7 protein-coding genes are annotated in these 6,320 nt (G+C 66.7%); 5 read left to right on the forward strand and 2 right to left on the reverse strand.

Annotated features, from left to right (window positions below):
* Positions 1-101: 101 nt before the first annotated feature.
* Positions 102-761 (reverse strand): metal-dependent phosphohydrolase, encoded by a 660-nt coding sequence (locus WBV89_RS13355; RefSeq protein ID WP_423981844.1) that lies wholly within the window; start codon positions 759-761, stop codon positions 102-104.
* A gap of 35 nt (positions 762-796) precedes the next feature.
* Between WBV89_RS13355 and WBV89_RS13360 the strand changes: the two genes are divergently transcribed.
* On the forward strand, positions 797-1,075 hold the full coding sequence (locus tag WBV89_RS13360; RefSeq protein ID WP_423981845.1) for a DUF4031 domain-containing protein: 279 nt from the start codon (positions 797-799) through the stop codon (positions 1,073-1,075).
* A gap of 55 nt (positions 1,076-1,130) precedes the next feature.
* Here WBV89_RS13360 and WBV89_RS13365 read toward each other — a convergent pair whose 3' ends face one another.
* Positions 1,131-1,562, reverse strand: coding sequence for a hypothetical protein (locus tag WBV89_RS13365; protein WP_423981846.1), 432 nt, complete (start codon positions 1,560-1,562; stop codon positions 1,131-1,133).
* A gap of 92 nt (positions 1,563-1,654) precedes the next feature.
* Between WBV89_RS13365 and WBV89_RS13370 the strand changes: the two genes are divergently transcribed.
* The 4 genes from WBV89_RS13370 (at position 1,655) to WBV89_RS13385 (ending at position 6,245) form a co-directional block, all read left to right on the forward strand.
* A complete protein-coding gene (locus WBV89_RS13370) occupies positions 1,655-2,188 on the forward strand; it encodes a beta-class carbonic anhydrase (protein ID WP_423981847.1) in 534 nt (177 codons plus the stop codon).
* Positions 2,189-2,290: 102 nt separating this feature from the next.
* The gene (locus WBV89_RS13375) at positions 2,291-2,590 is read left to right on the forward strand and encodes an arsenate reductase family protein (RefSeq protein WP_423981848.1); all 300 of its coding nucleotides are present in this window, start codon (positions 2,291-2,293) and stop codon (positions 2,588-2,590) included.
* Positions 2,591-2,595: 5 nt separating this feature from the next.
* Positions 2,596-4,467: an ABC transporter ATP-binding protein gene (locus WBV89_RS13380; protein WP_423981849.1), complete on the forward strand. Its 1,872-nt coding sequence runs from the start codon at positions 2,596-2,598 to the stop codon at positions 4,465-4,467.
* Entirely contained in the window at positions 4,467-6,245 is a 1,779-nt protein-coding gene (locus tag WBV89_RS13385; protein ID WP_423981850.1) for an ABC transporter ATP-binding protein, read from the forward strand. The genes WBV89_RS13380 and WBV89_RS13385 overlap by 1 nt, the downstream gene beginning before the upstream one ends.
* Positions 6,246-6,320 lie beyond the last annotated feature (75 nt).

Raw genomic sequence — 6,320 nt, forward strand, 5'->3', positions numbered from 1 at the left:
AGCAGGGAGTGCCAGGTGTCACATAGCTTTTGACCGATCGAGGGCGTAGTGGGCGGTCGGAACTCGGTCCCGGCGAGCAACGCGGGCCGTATGGCGACAGCTCAGCGGGTCAGTGACGCGAATTCGAGTGCGATGTTGGAACGCGCGCTGGATTCCCAGCGATCGCGCCCGGTGACAGTTGCGTAGATCGCGGCCCGTTCGAGAAACGACTCGAGGACCCGTCGCCGTCCGTCGCGCCACGCGCCGTCGTCGACGTGGCGATATTCGGCCCGAACGGCCTGGACATATGTCGAGTAGTCGGCCGGGTCGGCGCCGAGTGTGGCCAGGTCGGCATCGAACAACACGGCGTGGTCGAGGTCCGGCGGTTCTCGGTGGTCGACCGTCGCCTCGATCATCGTCGACACGTGGGCGACGGGCTCGTCGGACCACCCCAGCGTGGTGAGATCGCGCACCGCCAGTCGGGCGCTCGCCCGCTCATTTGCCGGTGACGCCGGCTCGTAGATCGCGTCGTGGTAGAACGCCGCGGCGACGACCGCATCGAGATCGTCCGTCGTCTCGATCGCTCCGAGTTCGACGACGAGGCCGACCACACCCGCGACGTGGGCCACGCCGTGGTAGCGACGATGCTTCTCGCGGTGGCGGCCGACAACGCGCTCGAACAGCGCATCGTCGTTCGCAACGTGCCGCCGCCAGGCCTGGCGCATCTCGATGTTGACGTCGACGCCGTCCCGGTCGGTGTCGGAGGCAGATGAAGCGGACACGTGTCGAGTGTGGCACGAACTGGCATGCTCCAGCGGTGGCGATCCTCATCGACGAAGCACGCTGGTGGTTCCAGGGGCGAAAGTGGTGCCACATGGTCAGCGACGTGTCGTACGACGAGTTGATCGAGTTCGCGGACGCTGTCGGCATCCCGCGGCGCGGCTTCCAGGGCGACCACTACGACATCCCCGAGGAGTACCGGCCCGAGATGATCGTCGCAGGTGCGCTCGTGGTCGAGAGCCGCGAACTCGTGCGCCGGCTACGCAGCGCCGGGCTCCGGCTCAGTCCACAGCAACGCCGGGAACGCTCCGGCTGAATCGGGTGGGTGACCCGATCGTCCGGTCATGACCGGACGATCCGGCCGGGATCGTTCACGGCATCCACCGTGCCGGTTCGCCGAGGTCGAGCCGGGGGAGCCGGACGGAGCGTCCGATCACGTACCACTCGATCAGTTCCACGCCCGTACACGACAGTTCTTCGTCGATGTCGAGCCACCGGTCGACATCGACGAGATCTTCGCCGCCATCCGGGCGCGCCGAGCCGATCACGGCGCCGGCGACCTCGGGCATGTGGATGGCCCGGGAGATGACGATCTCCGCGACGCCGTAGATCGAGTCGGGATCTCGGGTGTTGACGATGCCGACGACCTCGACGCCACGTCGCGCGTGATCGAGCAGGAGCACGATCGTCTCGGGTCGGCGTGGAATCGCCAGGCACGAGGAGATGAGCAGTCGAGCTGCGGTGTCGTCGATCGGGTCGACATTGGCGTGCGGAAGCCGATGTGAATCGCAGAAATTGGGCACGTGTCCCCCTCGAAGGGTCGGGCGCAGAGGCCGCTGATCAGAGGGAGGGAGTCGGTTTGACCGACCATAGGCGCGGGGTGTCACACTGGGGCGTGGCTGCAGATCGACCGCCGACCGACTTCCGACCGACCGCCGACGAACTGGTGGCCGGAAACCAGCGTTTCGCCGACACGTTCGCCGACCAGGACCTCGCGGTCAGGCCGACGCGGAACATGGCCATCGTCACCTGCATGGACTCGCGGATGGACATCTTCGCCCTGCTGGGGTTGGGCCACGGTGAGGCGCACATCATCCGCAACGCCGGTGGCGTGATCACCGATGACGTGATCCGTTCGCTGTGTCTGTCGCAGCGATATCTCGGCACGCGTGAAGTAGTGCTGGTGCATCACACGGATTGCGGCCTGCAGATGGTGACCGAGGACGGGTTGCGAGCCGAGCTCGAAGCCGAGATCGGGGTCAAGCCGTGGTGGGCGGTCGAGTCGTTCGAGGATCCCTACGTCGACGTCCGCCAGTCGATGCGCCGACTCGAGATGACACCGTTCGTCCCGTTCAAGGATCACGTCCGCGGCTTCGTGTACGACGTGACGACCGGGCTGCTCAACGAGGTCCGCCTCGACGACACCTGAGCCGAACCGATCGGCCGAATCGGACCTGGCGCGCATAGTGTCGACGTCATGTCAGACGTGACGATCTACCACAACCAACATTGAAACTCGTCGGTCAATGCCGTGCGCATTGCGGAGGAACTGGGCGTCGAGCACGACGTCGTGCTGTACATCAAGGAGCCGCCGGATGCCGAGACGCTGCGCGAGATCATCGCGAAGCTCGAGGATCCTCCGACCGATCTGGTTCGTCGTGACAGCAAGTTCAAGAAGCTCGAACTCACCGACGACGACGTGGCGTCGGTCGATCAGATCGTCGACATCCTCGTGAAGCACAAGCAACTGTTGCAGCGTCCGCTCATCGTCACGGGCGACCGTGCGATCATCGGGCGTCCGAAGCAGCGCGTCGCAGAACTCCTCGGCTGACACAGGTGCCGGAGGCGGACTCCACCACGACCACGGCGTCGACGTGGTCGTTGCTGTGGGAGACGCTGCGGGCCCAACGCAAGAACCTGCTGATCGGCACGTTCATCGGCCTCGCGTGGTCGGTGGGCAAGATCGCGTCGCCGGTACTCATCCGCGCCGGCATCGACCGCGGAATCGGCGACGGGGAATGGTTGTGGATGTGGGTCGCATTGATCGCGGCCGCGGGCGTGATCGCCGGGTTCTTCACCGCGGTCCGTCGGTTCTACGCGTTCCGCGAGGCGCGCTGGACCGAGGCCCGCCTGCGCGAGCGGCTGTTCAGCCACATCATGTCGCTGCACATCGGCTACCACGACCGCGCGCAGACGGGTCAGCTGATGAGCCGATCGTCGAGCGATCTCAATCAGATCCAGGCGTTCGTCGTCATGATCCCGATCACGCTGTCGAACCTGGCGATGGTCACCGCCGTCACCGTGATCCTCCTGATCACCGACTGGCAACTCGCCATCCTGGCCCTCGCATCGCTCCCACTGATCCAGGTGGCCGGGCGGAGGTTCTCGCGAGCGATCCATCCGGCCGTGCTCGCCGTCCAGGCCGAACAAGCGGAGCTCGCGACCGTCGTCGAGGAGTCGGTCGGGGGTGTCCGGGTCATCAAGGGTTTCGGTGCCGAGGAGGTGCAGGCCGCCAAACTCCGGGTCGAGGCGGATGACATCCGGCGCGAGTCGATCGAGGCCGCCCGCATCCGCGCCAAGTTCCTGCCCGCGATGGAGCTGCTGCCCCAGGTCGGCCTGATCGCGGTGCTGTGGTTCGGCGGAAACCAGGTGATCGACGGCGACATGACGCTCGGCACGCTGGTCCTGTTCAACGTGTTCGTCGCCCTCCTCGTCTCGCCGCTGCGGATGATCGGGATGACGCTCGCGTTCGCGCAGCGGGCGGCCGCCGCGCTCGGGCGGGTGAACGAGGTACTCGAGATCTCCTCCCAGGTGCGCGACCCCGAGGATCCCGAGACCCTCCCGACCGCGGACGGTCCGGACGCGACACGCGGCCTCGGAGCCGTGTCGTTCCGTGACGTGTCGTTCGCGTATCCGACGTCGGCGAGCGGTCTGGTCGGCGATGCAGCAGGCGAGGATGGGCCCGTCCTGGACGGGTTCGATCTCGAGATGCGCGCCGGCGAAGCGGTCGCGATCGTTGGCGCAACCGGGTCGGGAAAGTCGACCGTCGCCCGACTCCTGGTGCGGTTCTACGACGTCGAAGCCGGGTCGATCTCGATCGACGGGGTCGATGTGCGCTCGATCACGCTGCACGACCTGCGCCGCTCGGTCGGGATCGTCTTCGAGGACACGTTGTTGTTCCACGACACCGTGCGAGCCAACATCGCCTTCGCAGATCCCGACGCGGATGCCGCGCGTGTCGAGCGAGCGGCGCGCCTCGCCGGCGCGCACGATTTCGTGATGGGTCTCCCCGACGCGTACGACACCATGCTGGGTGAACGCGGGTTCTCGCTGTCGGGAGGGCAGCGTCAGCGCATCGCGATCGCTCGCGCGATCCTGGCCGACCCGAGGATCCTGGTGCTCGACGACGCGACCTCCGCCGTCGATCCGTCGAAGGAACACGAGATCCGCTCCGCGATGTCGACCGTCATGGAGGGCCGCACGACGATCGTCATCGCGCACCGGCCCGGCACCATCGCGTTGGCCGACACGGTGGTGCTCCTCGACGAAGGGCGGGTCGTCGCACAGGGACCGCACGACGAACTGCTGGCAACCGAGCCGCGCTACCGGGACGTGCTCGCAGCGATGGCGTTGCCCGAGGAGACACCGTCCGGATCGTCGACACCGCCGGACCACGACGGAATCACCTCACCGGTGGGTGGTGGCTGATGTTCCGGATGGGCGGGGTGGCCGACGACGACAAGCTCGACTCCGAGACGACCAAGCGGGTCCTGCGTCGAGCGATCGGGATGGCGAAGCCGTTCCGGCGCACGATCGCCGCCGCGCTCGGATTCGTGTTGTTGTCGACGCTCGGGCTGCTGGCGGGGCCGATCCTCGTGGGGTACGCGATCGATAACGGGATCGACGCCGGCGACAGCGGTGTGCTGCTCGACGCGGTGATCGTCTACGTCGTGGTCGTCGTGATCGCCTACGCGGCGTCGCGCCAGCAGTACATCTTCGTCAATCGGGCGGGGGAGGGGTTCCTGCGCGCGCTGCGCATCCGGACCTTCGAACACATCCAGCGCCAGTCGCTCGGCTTCTTCGACCGCAATCAATCGGGTGTGTTGATCTCGCGGATGACCGCCGACATCGAGTCGATGGCCGAACTCGTGCAGTGGGGACTGCTGCAGTTCGTCGCGGCCGTGTTCCTCATCGTGATCGCACTCGTGCTGATGCTGACGCTGTCGTGGCAGCTCACGATCGCCGCGCTCCTCGTGATGCCGATCATCATCATCGCCTCCCGAAAGTTCCAACGGGATTCGAACGCGGCGTATCTCGAAGTGCGTGAACGGGTCGGGCAGAATCTGTCCGAACTGCAGGAGGGAATCTCGGGCGTCCGCGTCGTGCAGGCCTATGCCCAGGAGCATGAGCAGACCCGGCAGTTCGTGTCGTCGAACCGCTCGCTCTACCGATCGCACGTTCACAGCATCCGGGTGTCGACGTGGTACTTCGGTCTGGTCGAGGCGCTCGGCGTCTTCGCGAGTGGACTCGCGATCGGGGTCGGTGGGTGGCTCGTTGCACGAGGTGACGTGTCCATCGGAACGGTGATCGCGTTCGTCCTCCTCCTGGCGCAGTTGTTCGAGCCCGTGCAGCAGCTCTCGCAGCTGTACAACACCGTCCAGTCGTCGGCTGCCGCACTCGACAAGCTCTTCGGGATCCTCGACACCGAGCCTGACATCGAAGGTGGCTCGCAGGACCTGGCCCGACGCGGCGACCTGGTCGTGTCCGACGTCGGCTTCATCTACCCGGACACCGAGGCCCCGGTGCTGCGGGACGTGTCGTTCTCGGTCGGCGACGGGGAACGTCTGGCGCTGGTCGGTCCGACGGGTGCGGGAAAGTCGACCGTCGCGAAGCTGATGGCGCGCCTGTACGACCCGACGTCCGGAACGATTTCGTTCGGCGGCATCGATCTGCGCGATGCAACACTCCACTCGCTCCGTCATCGCGTCGTCGTCGTGCCACAGGAGGGCTTCCTGTTCGGCGGCTCGATCGCCGACAATGTGCGCATCGCCCGCGCCGGTGCGACCGACGAGGAATTGCGCGCGGCGTTGTCAGCGATCGGTGCGCTCGAGCGCTTCGAGTCGTTCGAGGACGGTATCGACACCGAGGTTCGCGAGCGCGGCTCGCGCCTGTCGGCGGGGGAGCGTCAGCTCGTGTCGTTGGCCCGGGCCGCCCTGATCGATCCGGCGGTGTTGGTGCTGGACGAGGCGACGAGCAGCCTCGATCCAGGCACCGAGGTGATCGTCGAACGGGCGCTCGATCGCTTGATGGTCGGGCGGACCACGATCGTCGTGGCCCACCGGCTCTCGACGATCCAGAACGCCGATCGCATCGCGGTCATCGACGCCGGACGACTCGCCGAACTGGGTACCCACGACGAACTCGTCGGACTCGGCGGTCGATACGCTGCGCTCGCCGACGCCTGGGCACAGTCGCTCCCCACCTGACGCAGCCCCACCTCGCCCGCACACCCCGGCCGCTCCCACCCGCTCCGGTGAGATGTGAGACAACCCGTCCGTCTC

This window comes from Ilumatobacter sp. (genome assembly GCF_049588435.1).
In the GTDB taxonomy this organism is placed as follows: domain Bacteria; phylum Actinomycetota; class Acidimicrobiia; order Acidimicrobiales; family Ilumatobacteraceae; genus Ilumatobacter_A.